Raw genomic sequence first — 17272 nt, forward strand, 5'->3', positions numbered from 1 at the left:
ACGGCCGTCCGGCGGCGCGGGCTGACGCCCGTACTGGTGCTGCGACCGGCCTGCCGGCGGTGGGGGGTCTCAACGGCGGTCGGCCCTGGGCCCGTTGGGCCGACGGGCCCGGTGCCCGGGCCCGCCCGGTCGGCCGGCCCGGACGCCTCAAGGCAGCGGTCTCGGCGGGCGCGGGCCGTTGTACTGCCCGCTGGGGCGCATCCGCAGTGGACGCTCCTCGTACTCCTCCAGGGCATGCGCGATCCAGCCGGCCGTGCGCGCCACCGCGAAGACGGTCTCGCCCGCCTCGGCCGGCATTCCGGCCGACACCGACAGCACCGCGAGCGCCAGGTCCACATTGGCGTGCAGTTCCACCTGGCGGGCGGTCGTCGCCTCGACCTCCTTGGCGGCGTCCAGCGCGGGGCGGGCGCCGGGAATCGTCGCCAGTACGTCGAACAGGGCCTCGGCGCGCGGGTCCTGGGCCGGGTACAGGCGGTGGCCGAGTCCCGGCACCCGGCGGCCCGCGCGCAGATGGTCGGCGACGACCGGCGCCGCACTGCCGCGCTCCAGCACCTCGGCGAGCATCCGGTGGGCGAGCCCACTGGCGGCCCCGTGCAGCGGACCGTCCAGCGCACCGAGTCCTGCCGACACTACGGCGTACGGATGAGCGCGGGCCGACGCCGCGACCCGCACCGCGAGTGTCGAGGCGGCGAGATCGTGGTCGATCAGCAGCGACAGCGCCATGTCGAGGGCGCGCAGGGACGCCTCGCCGGGCTGCTCGGCGGTGAGCCGTGACCAGAGGCGCCAGGCGAGCCTGCCCTCGCCACGATGCGCGCGGCCGACCGTGGGGAGCGCGTCGACCAGGGTGGGGATGAGCATGCGGGCGACGCCGAGCACGGCGTCCCGGTCGAGGTCGAAGCGGAGCGGATCGGCGGCCGCCGCGGCGATCGCCGCCACCCGGAGCCGGTCCGTCGAGCCGCTGTGGCCCGGCAGCGCCGCGACCGCGCGCCGGGCCGCGGCGAGCGCGTCGGGCGGTGCGGTGAAGCGGATGCCTGCCCGCAGCGTGCCGGTCCACAGCCAGTCGGCGATCTCCTCGTAGTCGTACCGGCGCGCGAGTTCGGTCGCGTCGACGCCGCGGAAGTAGTAGCGGTCCTTGTCGATCAGCGTGATGCCCGTGCGGATCCGCTGGACGGCGTCGCTGCCGGCGGCCGGTTCCCGGCGGCCCCTGCGGACGAGCGCGTCGACCTCCTTGGCGTCGAACGTGCTGCCGCGCCCGGCGGGATCGCGTCGGCTGGCGAGCTGCCCGCGGCTGACGTACGCGTACACCGTCTCGGGCTTCACGCCGAGCCGTTCGGCCGCCTCGCGCGTGGTCAGCCGCTCTCCGTCCGCGGCGTGATCCTGATCCGTCATGAGGACACCGTACACACCCTGTACATGTATTGATTCAATCAATATTGACAGCGACAAAGTCAAGCATGGACAGTCGAATCAACTAAGGGAGGACACCAACCATGCAGAGCACCAACGGGGCAGCCGCGCCTCTCGACGTCCCGCGCGGACTCGCGGGCGTCGTGGTCACCGACACCGCGCTCGGTGACGTCCGAGGGCGCGAGGGCTTCTACCACTACCGCCAGTACTCGGCCGTGGAGCTCGCGGAGAGCAGCAGCTTCGAGGACGTCTGGCATCTGATGTTCCACGGCCGGCTGCCGGACGCCGCGCAGCGCGAGGCCTTCCTGACGCGGACCGCGTCACTGCGCCGGCTGCCCGACGACGTCCGGGCGGCACTGCCCGCCATCGCCCGTTCCTGCGCCCCGTCCGGCCCGCTCGCCGGACTGCGCACCGCGCTCTCACTGCTCGGAGCGTCGGCGGGGCTGCGGCCCGTGTACGACCTCGACGCCGGACGCCGCCGTGCGGACGCGCTCGCGGCCTGCGCCGCCGTGCCGACGCTGCTGACCGCGCTGTACCGGCTCGGCCGGGGACTGGAGGCGGTCGAACCGCGCGAGGATCTTCCGTACGCCGCCAACTACCTCTACATGCTGACCGGTTCCGAGCCGGACGCCGGCCGCGCGCGGGCGGTCGAGCAGTACCTCATCTCCACCGTGGACCACGGATTCAACGCCTCCACCTTCACCGCCCGGGTGATCACCTCCACCGGTGCGGATCTCGTGGCCTGCCTGGTCGGCGCGGTCGGAGCGCTCTCGGGGCCGCTGCACGGCGGCGCGCCGAGCCGCGCGCTGGACACGCTCGACGCGATCGGCACGCCGGACCGCATCGACCCGTGGATCAGGGAACGGGTTCTCGCGGGGGAGCGGATCATGGGCTTCGGACACCCGGTCTACCGCACGGAGGATCCTCGCTCACGCATGCTGCGCTCCATCGCCCAGAGCTTCGGCGGGCCGCTGGTCGACCTCGCGGTCGAGGTGGAGGCACGGGTCGAGGCGATCCTCGCGGAGCTGAAGCCGGGACGCGAACTGCACACCAATGTGGAGTTCTACGCGGGCGTGGTCATGGAGCTGTGCGGACTGCCGCGGGACATGTTCACTCCGACGTTCTGCGCGGCCCGGGTGGTCGGCTGGAGCGCCAACATCCTGGAGCAGGCCGAGGACTCCAAGATCATCCGCCCGGCGGCGCGCTATGTGGGTCCGCCGCCGCCCCAGCCGCTCCCGGCGGCCTCCTGACCCGCCCTATCCTGGGGCTCCGACCGAACCGAGAGCCCCGGAGGAGCCGTCTTGAGCCAGCCGCAGATCCCCGTCATCGTTCTCGCGGGCTTTCTGGGATCCGGCAAGACGACCTTGCTCAACCATCTGCTGCGGGCCGGCCGCGGGACCCGGATCGGCGCCATCGTCAACGACTTCGGGTCGATCGAGATCGACGCCATGACCGTGGCCGGCCAGCTCGGCGACTCCACGGTGTCCCTGGGCAACGGCTGTCTGTGCTGCGCGGTGGACGCGAGCGAGCTGGACGTCTTCCTCGACAAGCTCACCCGGCCCGCCGCCCGGCTCGATGTGATCGTCATCGAGGCGAGCGGTCTCGCCGAGCCGCAGGAACTCGTCCGAATGCTCCTGGCCAGTGAGAACGAACGGATCGTGTACGGCGGCCTCGTCGAGGTCGTCGACGCCGCCGAGTTCGAGGCCACCCGCGAGCGGCACCCCGAGATCGACCGGCATCTCGGCATCGCCGATCTGATCGTGCTCAACAAGGCGGACCGGATCGACGAGGCCGCCGGGCAACTGCTGCGCGAGCGGATCGAGGGGCTCGCCGAGGCCGCGGTGATCCCGGCGACGTACGGGCGCGTCGATCCCGAGCTGCTCTTCGAGTGCCGCCCGCGTGGCGAGCGCGTGGGCCAGCTGTCGTTCGAGGACCTCTACGACGACGAGCACGAGCAGGTCGACCACGAGCACGACGGCCACGACGACCACGACGGCCATCTGCACGCCGCCTACGAGACCGTCTCGTTCACCGCCGCCGAGCCCCTCCACCCGCGCAGGCTGCTGGACTTCCTCGACTCGCGGCCCGAGGGGCTCTACCGGATCAAGGGCTTCGTCGACTTCGGCGAGGCCGACCCCCGTAACCGGTACGCCGTCCACGCGGTCGGCCGCTTCCTCCGCTTCTACCCGGAGCCCTGGCCGGCGGGCGACACCGCCGCGCGGCAGACCCAGCTGGTCCTCATCGGCTCCGGCACCGACACCGACGCCCTGCTCGAAGGGCTCGATGCCGCCCGGGTGACCGGACCGCAGGACGCCCCGGCCGAACACAGCATGTGGGGCGTCCTGCGATACGTGCCCGAACAGCAGGGCCCGGACGGCTACTTGCAGTGACCCCTTGTTCGACGGGAAGTAGGCGGTTCATAGGATCAACCCGTGACGACAGGGACAACGGGGTGGGTACCGCCGACCGAAACGGAACAACTGCTGTACGAGGCAAGGACGGCCGGCGGCCAGGAGGCGGGACTCGCCGTCCTCGCGCGCGCCAGGCTGTTCCTGCCCGTCGGCCGGCTGTACGCGGACACCCCCGGTTCCGCCGCCCCGCTCGTTCCCGTCAAGGACCCGCTGACCGGTCAGTGGGGCATCGCGGTGTTCACGGCGGGCATGCTGGCGCCCTGGCACCCGGAGTGGGTGCACCGGTCCACGACCCTCGCCGAGCTGGCCCGGGCATGGCCGAACGACAAGTGGCGGCTGGCCGTCAACCCGGGTACGCCGTGCGCCATCAGCGTCGACGCCAAGCGGTCCCACCGCAAGGCGTGGCTGAAGACAGCCGAAGAGGCCGGCGGTCCACCGCGCGGCCTGCTGGTCACGCATTCCCACGGCCCGTCGCACGGAGCCCTGGCCCACGGGCTGGCCTGCGGCGCGCATCTGGCGCTGCACAACAGCGTCGCGTGGAACGAACTCGGCACGACGTACTTCGACTACCCCACGGACATCGGCACCCTGCGCGGCACCTGGAGGGTGAGGAACCGCGCCCAGTACCGCGACAAGCTCGCCGACCTGTACGAGGCCAGGCTCTCCGGCAGGGAGGAGGCCATCGCCCTGAGTGCCCGCGCCGGGCTGGCCGGACGCCTGGGCCGGCACCCCTCCGAAGAGGAGTGGCTGGACGACGTCACGCGGACCCTCATGACGCGCAGAGCGGACGAGGAGACCGTCGAGGAGGTCCGGGACACCACGAAGCGGATCGCCCGCTACGAGGAGCGCTTCCGCGCCGACGGGGTGCTCGGCGCCGGTGAACGCGTCGACTCGGCGGCCGCGTTCGACTACGGACGGATCATCACCTTCGTGCGGATGGGGCTCGGAGCCCGCCTGTGCGATCCGCAGGAGGCGGAGCAGGCGGTGCTGAAGGCGGGCAGGCTGAGCCAGGAGAGGTACGCCTCGTGGAGCGCGTTCTCGGCGGCGTACTGCCTGGCGCGTGTACTCGCCTTCGACGAGGACGAGTTCGGGCGGACGTACCAGGAGTCGGTCGTCCAGCACCGGATGCTCACCCAGGATCCGAACAGCCCTTATCGGAGCATTCCGTGGTCATGAACTGGATCCCCCCGACTCCGGTGGAGCGAGCGCTGTGCGAGGCCGGGCAGCGCGGGGACGTGGACGCGCAGTTGCGGGTGCTGGCAGCCGAGCGGCTCTACGTCGGACAGGCCCGCCACGAGGTCGACGCGGAGCCGGGCATGTACCGCTGGCGCGTCGCCACGGAACCGACGACCGGAACACGGTTCAGGCCCCTGCTCACCCGCGGCATGCTGCCGCCCTGGCACCCGGACTGGGTCTTCCACGAGATAGACCTGGACATGGCGGCCGAGCACACCTGGAACGACCCTGCGCTGTGGCTGGCCGTCAATCCCGGCACTCCGGCGGCCGTCCATCTGCCGGCATCGCCCCAGCACCGCGCCGCATGGCGCCGGTACCACGCGGAGAACGACCGCTCGACGCGGCACCGGCTGACAGCCCTGCACACCGGGCCGTTGTTCGGGCCGCTCGCCTTCGGGCTCGCGTGCGGGGCGCACCTCGTGGTGCGGGACGGCGTGCCGTGGAACGAGCTCGGTGCGGTCTACACCGACTACGAGTGCGACCGGAGCAGGCTGCGCCGTGACTGGGGTCTCACCGACAACACAGGCTGGCAGAAGCAGATCTCCGCGCTGCTGGACTACTCCAACAGCCCGCCCGAGCCGGAATTCGCACTCAAGGTGCGCGAACGACTGTGCCAGGGCCTGGGCGAGCTGCCGCCCGCCGGCCTCTGGCGGGAGACCGCTGCCGGGTCCCTCCAGGACCGGGGAGCCCCGCCCGAACTCGTCAAGGACATGGAGGAGCTGGTCCGCCGCATCCTCCGGTACGAGGCAAGATTCCGGGCCGACGGGCTGCTGCCCGACGACGGCTGGGTCGCCACCGCCGCCGCGTACGACTACGGGCGGGCGAGCTGCCTGGCCCGCTGGGGGCTGGCCGCCCGGCTGTGCACTCCGTACGAGGCGGAGCAGGCGATCGTCCACGCGGGTGCGCTCAGCAAGGCCGCGTACCGCTCGTGGGGAGAGTTCTCGGCGGGCTATCTGCTGGGCAGGGTCCTGCGCTTCGACGACGAGGAGTACGGCTCCTTCTACGAGGACGCGCTCTCCGCCCACCGGCTGCTCGTCGCGGAGGAGGGCAGCCCCTGGCGGAACATCCCCTGGAGCTGAGCGCCCCTCCGCCGTGCCGGGATCGGAGGGGCGCTACCAGGACCTGGCCGCGCCTACGACGCCGGGCCCGCCAGCGACTCGACCGGCTTCGTCAGCGGCGTACCCGATCCGTCGCGCCGGGGATCGATCTCCGGAAGCTCCGACGGGCTGCCGTTCTTCTGCGCCGCGCGGGCGGGGGCCGCCCCCGCCCAGGCCAGCACCAGCACGTCCTCGCCCTTGAGGAACCGCTGGCAGCGCACACCACCGGTCGCCCGGCCCTTGCGCGGGTACTGGTCGAACGGCGTGAGCTTGGCCGACGTCACCGAGTCGTCCAGTGCCCCCGTCGAGCCCGCGGCCGTGAAGACCACGGCGTCCGCCGCCGGGTCGACGGCGGTGAACGAGATCACCTCGGCGCCCTCGGCCAGCTTGATGCCCGCCATACCGCCTGCCGGGCGGCCCTGCGGCCTGACCTGCGACGCCTGGAAGCGCAGCAGCTGGGCGTCCGAGGTGATGAAGACCAGGTCCTCCTCGCCCGTGCGGAGCTCGACGCCGCCCACGATCCGGTCACCGTCCTTGAGGCCGATGACCTCCAGCTCGTCCTTGTTGGCCGGATAGTCCGGCGCGACCCGCTTGACCACACCCTGGAGCGTGCCCAGCGCCAGGCCGGGCGAGGCCTCGTCGAGGGTGGTCAGGCAGATCACCGTCTCGTCCGCCTCCAGGGACAGGAACTCGGAGAGCTGCGCCCCACCCGACAGGTTCGGCGCCGAAGCGGTGTCCGGAAGCTGCGGGAGATCGATCACCGAGAGCCGCAGCAGCCGGCCCGCAGAGGTGACCACGCCCACGTCACCGCGCGCCGTCGCGGGCACGGCGGAGACGATCACGTCGTGCTTGGTGCGCCTGCCGCCGTCGCCCGGCAGCGGCTCACCGGTGACCGTACGGGCCAGCAGCCCCGTCGAGGACAGCAGCACCCGGCACGGGTCGTCCGCCACCTCCAGCGGCACGGACGTCACCGCCGCGCCCGCGGACTCCAGCAGCACCGTGCGCCGCTCGGTGCCGAACTTCTTGGCCACCGCGGCCAGTTCGGAGGAGACGAGCTTGCGCAGCTCCGCGTCCGACTCCAGGATCCGGGTCAGCTCCGCGATCTCCGCGTTGAGCCGGTCGCGCTCGCTCTCCAGCTCGATCCGGTCGAACTTGGTGAGCCGGCGCAGCGGCGTGTCCAGGATGTACTGCGTCTGGACCTCGCTGAGCGAGAAGTGCGCGATGAGCCGCTCCTTGGCCTGCGCCGAATTGTCGCTGGAGCGGATGAGACGGATGACCTCGTCGATGTCGAGCAGGGCGACGAGCAGGCCCTCGACCAGATGCAGCCGGTCGCTCTTCTTCCCGCGCCGGAACTCGCTGCGGCGCCGGACGACCTCGAAGCGGTGGTCGAGATAGACCTCCAGCAGCTCCTTGAGGCCCAGCGTCAGCGGCTGGCCGTCGACCAGCGCCACATTGTTGATACCGAAGGACTCCTCCATCGGCGTCAGCTTGTAGAGCTGCTCCAGCACGGCCTCGGGAATGAAACCGTTCTTGATCTCGATGACCAGGCGCAGTCCGTGCTCACGGTCCGTGAGGTCCTTGACGTCCGCGATGCCCTGCAGCTTCTTCGAGCCGACCAGGTCCTTGATCTTCGCGATGACCTTCTCCGGGCCGACGCTGAAGGGCAGTTCGGTGACGACGAGGCCCTTGCGGCGCGCCGTCACGTCCTCCACGGTCGCCGTCGCGCGGATCTTGAAGGTGCCGCGGCCCGATTCGTACGCGTCCTTGATCCCGGACAGACCGACGATCCGGCCGCCGGTCGGCAGGTCCGGGCCCGGGACGAAACGCATCAGCGTCTCGAGATCCGCGCCCGGGTGCTTGATCAGATGGCGCGCGGCGGCGATGACCTCGCCCAGATTGTGCGGCGGCATGTTCGTCGCCATGCCGACCGCGATGCCGGAGGCGCCGTTGACCAGGAGATTCGGGAAGGCCGCGGGCAGCGCGACGGGCTCCCGCTCCTGCCCGTCGTAGTTCGGTGAGAAATCGACCGTGTCCTCGTCGATCGACTCGGTCATCAGGCTCGTCGCGTCGGCCATCCGGCACTCCGTGTACCGCATGGCGGCGGGAGGGTCGTCGTTGCCCAGCGATCCGAAGTTGCCGTGGCCGTCGACCAGCGGAAGGCGCATGGAGAAGGGCTGGGCCATGCGCACCAGCGCGTCGTAGATCGACGCGTCACCGTGCGGGTGGAGCTTGCCCATGACCTCGCCGACGACACGGGCACACTTCACATAGCCCCGGTCGCGGCGCAGCCCCATCTCGTTCATCTGGTACACGATCCGGCGGTGCACCGGCTTCATGCCGTCCCGGGCGTCCGGCAGGGCACGGGAGTAGATCACCGAGTACGCGTACTCGAGGAAGGAGCCCTGCATTTCGTCCACGACGTCGATGTCGAGGATCTTCTCCTCGAAGTCGTCGGGCGGCGGCGTCTTCGTGCTGCGGCGGGCCATCGCTGCTGCGGCTCCTTCACCAACATGATGTACGGGATCTGACGCGGACCATTGTGGACCGTCCCGCTGACAACGCCGACCGCGACCCGGAACAGAGGGCCGACCGCGACCCGGAACAGAGGGCGGAAGCACCAGGAACTTCGCCAGGTGTCAGCACGCTTGCATACAGTGGCAGGACATCCTGCAACGCGATCGAAGGGACGACATGCCCATGGGTCACACGGCCACAGCTGAGGCCGGCTCCGGCGGCCTGACAGCGACCGAGCACCGCCTGGCCAACGGCCTTCGCGTGGTGCTCTCCGAGGACCACCTGACCCCGGTCGCCGCGGTCTGCCTCTGGTACGACGTCGGCTCGCGCCACGAGGTCAGGGGACGTACGGGCCTGGCTCACCTCTTCGAGCACCTGATGTTCCAGGGCTCCGCGCAGGTACCGGGCAACGGCCACTTCGAGCTGGTGCAGGGAGCGGGCGGCTCGCTCAACGGCACCACCAGTTTCGAGCGCACCAACTACTTCGAGACCATGCCCGCCCACCAGCTGGAGCTCGCGCTCTGGCTGGAGGCCGACCGCATGGGCTCGCTGCTCGCCGCGCTGGACGACGAGTCCATGGAGAACCAGCGGGACGTCGTCAAGAACGAGCGCCGCCAGCGCTACGACAACGTTCCGTACGGCACGGCCTTCGAGAAGCTCACCGCGCTCGCCTACCCGGAGGGCCACCCGTACCACCACACCCCGATCGGCTCGATGGCCGACCTGGACGCGGCGACGCTGGAGGACGCGCGGAACTTCTTCCGTACGTACTACGCGCCGAACAACGCGGTGCTCTCGGTCGTCGGCGACATCGACCCGGCGCGGACCCTCGCCTGGATCGAGAAGTACTTCGGCTCCATCCCCATGCACGACGGCAAGCAGCCGCCGCGCGACGGCACGCTGCCCGAGATCATCGGGGAGCAGCTGCGCGAGGAGATCCGCGAGGACGTCCCCGCCCGGGCCCTGATGGCCGCCTACCGGCTGCCCCACGACGGCACGCGCGCGTGCGACGCCGCCGACCTGGCGCTCACCGTGCTCGGCGGAGGCGAGTCGTCCCGGCTCCACAACCGTCTGGTGCGCCACGACCGGACGGCCGTCGCCGCCGGCTTCGGTCTGCTGCGCCTCGCGGGGGCGCCCTCGCTCGGCTGGCTGGATGTGAAGACGTCCGCCGGCGTCGAGGTGCCGGACATCGAGGCCGCCGTCGACGACGAGCTGGCCAGGTTCGCCGCCGAGGGCCCCACCGCCGAGGAGATGGAGCGGGCGCAGGCCCAGCTGGAGCGCGAGTGGCTGGACCGTCTCGGCACGGTCGCGGGCCGCGCCGACGAACTGTGCCGGTACGCCGTGCTCTTCGGCGACCCCCAGCTGGCGCTCAGCGCCGTCCAGCGCGTCCTCGACATCACCGCCGAGGAAGTGCAGGCGGTCGCCAAGGCTCAGCTGCGCCCGGACAACAGGGCGGTGCTCGTGTACGAGCCCGTCCAAGCAGCTGACGCCACCGAGGACAACGACGACGCAGAGGGAGCGGACCAGTGACCGACGCTGCCGTGACCATGGACTTCCATCCGCAGCCGCAGCCCGGCGAGGCCAAGCCGTGGACCTTCCCCGCTCCCGACCGCGGCACGCTCGACAACGGCCTGACCGTTCTGCGCTGCCACCGCCCCGGCCAGCAGGTCGTCGCGGTCGAGATCTTCCTCGACGCTCCCCTGGACGCCGAGCCGGAGGGGCTGGACGGCGTCGCGACGATCATGGCGCGGGCGCTCTCGGAGGGCACCGACAAGCACACGGCGGAGGAGTTCGCCGCGGAGCTGGAGCGGTGCGGCGCCACACTCGACTCGCACGCCGACCACCCGGGCGTCCGGGTCTCCCTCGAGGTGCCGGTCTCCCGGCTCCCCAAGGCCCTCGGCCTGCTCGCCGAGGCGCTGCGCGCGCCGCTCTTCGCCGACAGCGAGGTCGAGCGGCTCGTACGCAACCGGCTGGACGAGATCCCGCACGAGACCGCGAACCCGAGCCGCCGCGCCGCCAAGGAGCTCTCGAAGGAGCTCTTCCCGGCCTCCTCCCGGATGTCGCGGCCCCGCCAGGGCATCGAGGAGACCGTCGAGCGGATCGATTCCGCCGCCGTCCGCGCCTTCTACGAGGCGCACGTCCGGCCCGCCGCGGCCACCGCCGTGATCGTCGGTGACCTCTCCGGTGTCGATCTGGACGCCGTGCTCGCGGACACGCTCGGCGACTGGACCGGTGACGCGGCCGAGAGCCGTCCGGTGCCGCCGATCACCGCCGACGACACGGGCCGCGTCGTCATCGTCGACCGCCCCGGCGCCGTCCAGACGCAGCTGTTGATCGGCCGGATCGGTCCGGACCGTCACGACCAGGTCTGGGCGGCCCAGGTCCTCGGCACGTACTGCCTGGGCGGCACCCTCACCTCGCGCCTGGACCGCGTCCTGCGCGAGGAGAAGGGATACACGTACGGAGTGCGTGCCTTCGGCCAGGTGCTGCGCTCCGGGGCCCCCACGTCCCCGGGAGGGGCCACGGGCGCCGCGATGCTCGCCATCAGCGGCTCCGTCGACACCCCGCACACCGGCCCGGCGCTGGACGACCTCTGGAAGGTGCTGCGCACCCTCGCCGCGGAGGGACTGACGGACGCGGAGCGCGATGTCGCCGTACAGAACCTGGTGGGCGTCGCCCCGCTGAAGTACGAGACGGCGGGATCCGTCGCGGGCACGCTCGCCGACCAGGTCGAGCAGCACCTCCCGGACGACTTCCAGACGCAGTTGTACGCGCGCCTGGCCGAGACCGGCACGGTCGAGGCGACGGCCGCGGCCGTCAGCGCCTTCCCCGTGGACCGGCTCGTCACGGTCCTCGTCGGGGACGCCGCCGAGATCGAGGAGCCGGTCAAGGCCCTCGGAATCGGTGAAGTGACCGTTGTCACGGGCTGATTGACCGCCGGGCGATCCGGCGGACCGGGAAGGCCCCGTTGGCCACGCGCCAACGGGGCCTTCCCCTATGTCCGTTTTATTGGAGAGGTGGGGTGTCTGCCCTGTGGCGTGCACTACAAAACTGCGTGTCTGTTTGGTGATTGAACGAAGATCGGCTTAGCGTCTTTTGCGCTGTCCGCCAGTTGCACCAGCCGCACCCGCGGCATCGGTCAGCCATCGCCGAGTCCCCGTCAGGCGCGAGCCTGGGGAGCCGGGGACCCAAATGTCCCCTGGGGTGAATCGGACGCCTTCGCATCCGTGCGGAGGGGCCCGTAGGAGACCTTCCTGCTCCGAACCCGTCAGCTAACCCGGTAGGCGAGAAGGAAGGAAAGGATCAGCCACTACATGGCGTTCACCCGTGCCACCGGGAAGCATCGTGGTCCGAGCCGGCTGTCGCGCAAGAGCGCGGGTGTCGCATCGGTCGCGGCCCTCGCCACCACCGGCGTCATCGGAACCCTCGCCTCTCCGGCGCTCGCCGCCGACGCGGACAGCTCACCCACCGAGGACACCGGCCTCACCCAGGCCATCGTCGTCGACGACTCGCTCGCCGAGCAGATCGACGCCCAGGCCGCCGCCCAGCAGGAGGAGGCCGCCCTGGCCGCCGCCCAGGCGAAGGCCGAGGCCGAGGCGAAGCGCAAGGCCGAAGCCCGCGCCAAGGAGGCCCGCGAGGCCCGTGAGCGCGCCGCTCGCGAGGCAGAGCGCAAGCGGCTGCTGTCCTACACCCTCCCGGTCGCCGGCTCGTACGTGAGCACGAGCTACCACGCCGGCGGCGGGCAGTGGTCCTCCGGCAGCCACACCGGCGTCGACTTCCACGCCTCGTCCGGCACGCAGGTCGTCGCCGTCGGCATGGGCACGGTCGTGGAGGCCGGCTGGGGTGGCGCGTACGGCAACAACATCGTGATCCGGATGCACGACGGCACGTACACCCAGTACGGCCATCTCTCGTCCATCGGCGTCTCGGTCGGCCAGACCGTCACCCCGGGCCAGCAGATCGGCCTCTCCGGGTCGACCGGCAACTCGTCCGGCCCGCACCTCCACTTCGAGGCCCGCACGAGCCCCGAGTACGGCTCGGACATCGACCCGGTCGCGTATCTGCGTTCGCACGGCGTCAGGGTCTGACCCCTCGGACGACCCCTCGGACGACCCTCGCACACGACGAAGGCCCCGGCTCGGTACGGATCGAGCCGGGGCCTTCGGCGTATTCAGGCCAAAAGATATCCACGGATTCTCGTTTGCCATCCGAAATTCCGGCCCGCTGCAATAGAGTCACTGAACAGGCGTCGCTCGACTGGGTTTCGCGCGAATTAAGGCGGAGGTTCGGTATGCGCATTCCTGCGCGCTCGGTATGCACGGCGATCCGCGACGACATCGTCTCCGGTGTCTTCGAGCGCGGCAGCCGGCTCACCGAGGAGCAGCTGGCGCGCCGCTACGGCGTATCACGCGTCCCCGTGCGTGAGGCGCTGCGCACGCTGGAGTCGGAGGGCTTCGTCGTCACGCGCCGGCACGCGGGCGCGTGTGTCGCCGAGCCCACCGCGCAGGAGGCCGTCGACCTGCTGGAGATCAGGATGCTGCTGGAGCCGCTGGGCGCGGCGCGGGCCGCCCAGCGGCGCACGGAGGCTCATCTCAAGGTATTGCGCGGCCTGGTCAGACTGGGCCAGGAGCGGGCCCGGCGGGGCCAGGGCGAGGATCTGCGCTCGCTCGGCGGGTGGTTCCACGAGACCCTCGCCCAGGCCTCCGGCAGCCCCGGACTCACCGCGCTTCTCACCCAGCTCCGGCACAAGATCGCCTGGATGTACTCCGTCGAGCCGCCCGCCCGGCCGGTCGAGTCCTGGGCCGAGCACGGTGCGATCGTGGACGCGGTGGCGCGCGGCGACGCCGAGCGGGCCCGCGCGCTCACCTCGATGCACGCCGAGCGGGCCACGAGCGCGCACCGGTTGCGCATCCCGGTGGGTGTGAGGGCTTCGCAACATTCCGTAAACACGACAGGTGACTGCAATTAACAGAAGCGTCGTATACAAAGAGCAGCCATTTATGGGCGGGCTGTTCTTCGCTGCCCTGGCGACGAGTGCGCGGATAAACGAAGAAGCCGCGGCCCGATAATTCAGGGCCGCGGCTCCGCCGTGAATTCGAGGGGGACTCAGACGGTCTCGGGGAGTTCCTCGAGACCCTCGGCGACCAGCTTCGCCAAACGGTCCAGGGCGGCGTCCGCGCCGTCTGCGTCCGAGGCGAGCACGATCTCCTCGCCGCCCTGCGCGCCCAGGCCCAGCACGGCGAGCATCGAGGCGGCGTTGACCGGTGCACCGTCGGCCTTGGCGATCGTCACCGGGACGCCGGAGGCCGTGGCGGCACGAACGAAGATGGAGGCGGGGCGGGCGTGCAGGCCCTCGGCCCAGCCGACATTGACGCGGCGCTCAGCCATGGTGTTGCCCTTCGAAGTCTCAGCGGTTGTCTAGACCAGTCTCTCATGGGTTGCGAAGTGCTCTCGAACCGGCCTCGGGTCCGGGTGCACCCGCCGGCCGGCCCTCTGGGGATGCCCCCAGCCTGCCCCGGCGCATCCGGGTTCGCGACCGGTGTCCTGGCCGTACTCTTGCCCCATGCAGACCCCGTCGGATCACGCGTACCCCGACCACTGGGAAGCCGACGTGGTGCTGCGTGACGGTGGCACCGCGCGCATCAGGCCCATCACCACCGAGGATGCCGAGCGGCTGGTCAGCTTCTACGAGCAGGTCTCGGACGAGTCGAAGTACTACCGCTTCTTCGCGCCGTACCCGCGGCTCTCCGCGAAGGACGTGCACCGGTTCACTCACCACGACTACGTGGACCGGGTGGGGCTCGCCGCGACGGTGGGCGGCGAGTTCATCGCGACCGTCCGCTACGACCGCATCAACGCCGACGGCATGCCGGCGTCGGCGCCCGCCGACGAGGCCGAGGTCGCCTTTCTGGTGCAGGACGCCCACCAGGGCAGGGGCGTCGCGTCCACCCTGCTGGAGCACATCGCGGCGGTCGCACGGGAGCGGGGCATCCGGCGGTTCGCGGCGGAGGTGCTGCCCGCGAACAACAAGATGATCAAGGTCTTCACGGATGCCGGGTACACACAGAAGCGGAGTTTCGAGGACGGGTCCGTCCATCTCACACTCGACCTCGAACCGACGGCCAAGTCGCTCGCGGTGCAGCGCGCGCGGGAGCAGCGGGCCGAGGCACGGTCGGTGCAGCGGCTGCTCGCGCCCCGGTCGGTGGCCGTGATCGGGGCAGGCCGCGCGCCCGGCGGAGTGGGCCGTACGGTGCTGCGCAATCTGCTCGATGCCGGGTACACCGGGCGCACGTACGCGGTGAATCGCGCCCTCGCCCCGGACATGAACGAGCTGGACGGTGTGCCCGCCTTCCGTTCGGTCGCGGAGATCGTCGCGGAGACCGGCGAGCCCGTCGACCTCGCGGTCGTCGCCGTACCGGCCGAAGGAGTGCCGGAGGTCGTCGCCGACTGCGGCGAGCACGGGGTGCAGGGCCTGGTCGTGCTGGCCGCCGGGTACGCGGAGAGCGGTGCGCAGGGGCTCGAGCGGCAGCGGGAACTGGTGCGGCAGGCCCGCTCCTACGGAATGCGGATCATCGGGCCCAACGCGTTCGGGATCATCAACACGGCGGACGCGGTCGGGCTGAACGCGTCGCTCGCGCCGGAGAGCCCGGCGCGCGGGCGGATCGGGCTGTTCACCCAGTCCGGTGCGATCGGCATAGCGCTCCTCAGCGGGCTGCACCGACGCGGTGCCGGGCTGTCCTCGTTCATCTCGTCCGGCAACCGCGCCGACGTCTCCGGGAACGACTTCCTGCAGTACTGGTACGAGGACCAGGACACCGACGTCGTCCTGCTCTACCTCGAATCGATCGGCAACCCGCGGAAGTTCACCCGGCTCGCCCGGCGCACGGCGGCGGTCAAGCCGGTCGTGGTGGTCAAGGGCGCGCGGCACAGCGGCAGCGCGCCGCCCGGGCACGCGGTGCCGGTGACGCGGATTCCCCATGAGACGGTGGCGGAGCTGCTGCGGCAGGCGGGCGTCATCCGGGTGGACACGGTCACCGAACTCGTCGACGCCGGGCTGCTGCTGGCCGGGCAGCCGCTGCCCGCCGGCCCGCGGGTGGCGATCCTCGGCAACTCCGAGTCGCTCGGCCTGCTGACGTACGACGCCTGCCTCACGGAGGGGCTGCGGCCGCTGCCGCCGCGCGACCTGACGACGGAGGCGACGCCGCAGGACTTCTGCGACGCGCTGGTGGCAGCGCTTCGGGACGAGGCGTGCGACGCGGTGGTCGTCAACGCGATCCCCTGGGTCGGCGACAACGGCGTCACGGAATCCGGTGACGGCGAGGTCCTGGCCGCTGCGCTGCGCACCGCCGCCGCGACAGCTCCGGCGAAGCCGGTCGTCGTCGTGCACGTCGAACTCGGCGGACTGGCCGAGGCGCTCTCCGCGGCGACGAGTTCGGCGCCTCCACGCCCGTCCCCCGGCCCGGGAGCCGATGCCGACACCCTCGCCGCCCAGGCACACGGGCCCTTGCCCGCACCGCAGTCGGGCGCCCGGCCCCCGGCGGGCCCCGGGCCCCGCACCGGTCCGGCCGCACCGGTGCGGCCGGACCCGTCCCCGGCCGGTGCCACGACGCCCGGAGAGACCTACCCGGAGGGCGGACCGGCCGCCGACCGCTGGATTCCGGCATATCCGGCAGCCGAGCGTGCCGTGCGGGCGCTGGCCGAGGCCGTGCGGTACGCACAGTGGCGGCGGGATGCCGCCGAGCCGGGGAAGGTGCCGCAGTACGAGGACATCGACGAGAGCGGGGCCGCCACGCTCATCGAGCGGCTGCTCGACGGGGTCCCGGGGGACCGGGGCGTCACCCTGGCGGACGACGACACGAGGGAGCTGCTCGGGCGGTACGGGATCTCCGTACGGCCGGTACGGCCCGCGCCCACCCCCGACGCGGCCGTCCACGCCGCAGCCCGGCTCGGCTACCCCGTCGCCCTCAAGACCACCGCCCCGCACCTGCGTCACCGGGCCGACCTCGGCGGAGTACGCCTGGACCTCGCCGATGAGCACCAAGTGCGCCAGGCGTACGCCGAGTTGACCGAGACCTTCGGAAAGTCCGAGGAGCTCCAGCCCGTCGTGCAGGCGATGGTCCCCCGCGGTGTGGACACCGTGGTCCGCGCCGCCATCGACCCGGCCGTCGGCGCCGTGCTGTCCTTCGGACTCGCCGGCCCCGCCACGGAACTGCTCGGCGACACCGCCCACCGCCTCGTCCCCGCCACCGACCGCGACGCCGCCGAGCTCATCCGGTCCGTCAGGACCGCCCCGCTCCTCTTCGGCTGGCGCGGCTCCGCGCCCGTCGACGCCGCCGCCCTCGAAGAACTGCTCCTCCGTGTCTCCCGGCTGGTCGACGACCATCCTGAAGTGGTCGCCATCAGTCTCGAACCGGTCGTGGTCGCCGAGCACGGCCTCTCGGTGCTCAGCGCCTCCGTACGGCTCGCCCCGCCACCGCCCCGCACCGACCTCGGCCCGCGGCGGCTACCCAGCTACTGACCGGCTGAGCGGCCCGTCCGGCCCGTCCGGCCCGTCCCCGCCGTCCTTCCCCCGCGGGCAACAGAGGAACGAAGGGGGACGCGTAGGGC

General features: G+C 71.6%; 12 protein-coding genes and 1 riboswitch. Of the genes, 9 read left to right on the forward strand and 3 right to left on the reverse strand.

Annotated features, from left to right (window positions below):
- Positions 1 to 147 precede the first annotated feature (147 nt).
- Positions 148 to 1389, reverse strand: coding sequence for a citrate synthase (locus AC0699_RS20885; protein ID WP_478662261.1), 1242 nt, complete (start codon positions 1387 to 1389; stop codon positions 148 to 150).
- Positions 1390 to 1490: 101 nt separating this feature from the next.
- Between AC0699_RS20885 and AC0699_RS20890 the strand changes: the two genes are divergently transcribed.
- The 4 genes from AC0699_RS20890 to AC0699_RS20905 are packed head-to-tail and all read left to right on the forward strand — an operon-like array spanning position 1491 to position 6133.
- Complete coding sequence (locus tag AC0699_RS20890) at positions 1491 to 2657, forward strand: citrate synthase/methylcitrate synthase (RefSeq protein WP_478662264.1); 1167 nt, start codon at positions 1491 to 1493, stop codon at positions 2655 to 2657.
- A 51-nt stretch (positions 2658 to 2708) separates the two neighbouring features.
- On the forward strand, positions 2709 to 3797 hold the full coding sequence (locus tag AC0699_RS20895) for a CobW family GTP-binding protein (RefSeq protein WP_478662267.1): 1089 nt from the start codon (positions 2709 to 2711) through the stop codon (positions 3795 to 3797).
- Positions 3798 to 3839: 42 nt separating this feature from the next.
- Entirely contained in the window at positions 3840 to 4994 is a 1155-nt protein-coding gene (locus AC0699_RS20900) for a DUF1266 domain-containing protein (RefSeq protein WP_478662270.1), read from the forward strand.
- Complete coding sequence (locus AC0699_RS20905) at positions 4991 to 6133, forward strand: DUF1266 domain-containing protein (protein ID WP_478662272.1); 1143 nt, start codon at positions 4991 to 4993, stop codon at positions 6131 to 6133. Before AC0699_RS20900 ends, AC0699_RS20905 begins: the two co-directional genes overlap by 4 nt.
- Before the next feature lie 53 nt (positions 6134 to 6186).
- Here AC0699_RS20905 and AC0699_RS20910 read toward each other — a convergent pair whose 3' ends face one another.
- Positions 6187 to 8637, reverse strand: a complete 2451-nt coding sequence (locus AC0699_RS20910) for a DNA gyrase/topoisomerase IV subunit A (protein WP_478662275.1) — start codon at positions 8635 to 8637, stop codon at positions 6187 to 6189.
- A gap of 211 nt (positions 8638 to 8848) precedes the next feature.
- On the opposite strand from AC0699_RS20910, the gene AC0699_RS20915 reads away from it, so the two are divergent.
- From AC0699_RS20915 to AC0699_RS20930, 4 genes are all read left to right on the forward strand, one after another.
- Complete coding sequence (locus AC0699_RS20915) at positions 8849 to 10195, forward strand: M16 family metallopeptidase (protein WP_478662277.1); 1347 nt, start codon at positions 8849 to 8851, stop codon at positions 10193 to 10195.
- 17 nt (positions 10196 to 10212) lie between these two features.
- Positions 10213 to 11595, forward strand: coding sequence for a M16 family metallopeptidase (locus AC0699_RS20920; protein WP_478662432.1), 1383 nt, complete (start codon positions 10213 to 10215; stop codon positions 11593 to 11595).
- A 207-nt stretch (positions 11596 to 11802) separates the two neighbouring features.
- Positions 11803 to 11966, forward strand: a riboswitch (cyclic di-AMP (ydaO/yuaA leader).
- A 13-nt stretch (positions 11967 to 11979) separates the two neighbouring features.
- On the forward strand, positions 11980 to 12753 hold the full coding sequence (locus tag AC0699_RS20925) for a M23 family metallopeptidase (protein WP_478662280.1): 774 nt from the start codon (positions 11980 to 11982) through the stop codon (positions 12751 to 12753).
- Positions 12754 to 12956: 203 nt separating this feature from the next.
- Positions 12957 to 13634, forward strand: a complete 678-nt coding sequence (locus AC0699_RS20930; RefSeq protein ID WP_478662283.1) for a GntR family transcriptional regulator — start codon at positions 12957 to 12959, stop codon at positions 13632 to 13634.
- 137 nt (positions 13635 to 13771) lie between these two features.
- Here AC0699_RS20930 and AC0699_RS20935 read toward each other — a convergent pair whose 3' ends face one another.
- Positions 13772 to 14053: an HPr family phosphocarrier protein gene (locus tag AC0699_RS20935; protein ID WP_453663478.1), complete on the reverse strand. Its 282-nt coding sequence runs from the start codon at positions 14051 to 14053 to the stop codon at positions 13772 to 13774.
- A gap of 175 nt (positions 14054 to 14228) precedes the next feature.
- Here AC0699_RS20935 and AC0699_RS20940 point away from each other — a divergent pair, with 175 nt between their 5' ends.
- Positions 14229 to 17183 (forward strand): bifunctional acetate--CoA ligase family protein/GNAT family N-acetyltransferase, encoded by a 2955-nt coding sequence (locus AC0699_RS20940; RefSeq protein ID WP_478662287.1) that lies wholly within the window; start codon positions 14229 to 14231, stop codon positions 17181 to 17183.
- The last annotated feature ends 89 nt before the right edge of the window (positions 17184 to 17272 follow it).

Source organism: Streptomyces sp. NPDC043870 (genome assembly GCF_056435785.1).